The sequence below is a fragment of the Mesorhizobium sp. M2E.F.Ca.ET.219.01.1.1 genome (assembly GCF_004016445.2).
In the GTDB taxonomy this organism is placed as follows: Bacteria; Pseudomonadota; Alphaproteobacteria; order Rhizobiales; family Rhizobiaceae; genus Mesorhizobium.
Genome location: NZ_SADT02000063.1, coordinates 1 through 410 on the forward strand (window position 1 = coordinate 1; position 410 = coordinate 410).

A 410-nucleotide genomic window follows, 5' to 3' on the forward strand; every position below is an offset into this window, starting at 1 on the left:
GTCGTAGAGATAATCAAATTTGCCTCTTCAAAGAGATTCAGGCCATCGAAGTCGACGTATATGGTCTGGCCTTGCACATCTATTTGATCAAGCATCGCTGAAATCGCGCCAGCGTGTTCCTTAGACAAGGATATCAATACCTTTCCGTCTTGAATCCTCACTAAGTGCTCATTCTCAGTGACAATCTTGACCTGAAAGCCAGATATCCCACCCGAAAAATTTGCGTTGAATCCAGACGACATGTCGACAACATCGCGGAGCAACAATTTCGAAGACAGCTCTCGTACCTCACGAAGCGTGCACAACACAATTACGGATGGCGGTGGCTCCCCGAACGCGACTTCGTTCGTATATTCGATGAGCATCACCGAGCCTCGCTGGACATTGACGGGCTGGCCGTCAAGTTGGTT

The 410-nt window shown here is 48.8% G+C and carries 1 protein-coding gene; it reads right to left on the minus strand.

What is annotated here, in order from left to right; genetic code table 11:
• On the minus strand, positions 1-368 hold a 368-nt coding region (locus EN862_RS35990), incomplete at its 3' end, for a hypothetical protein (protein ID WP_127394041.1).
• Positions 369-410: the final 42 nt, after the last annotated feature.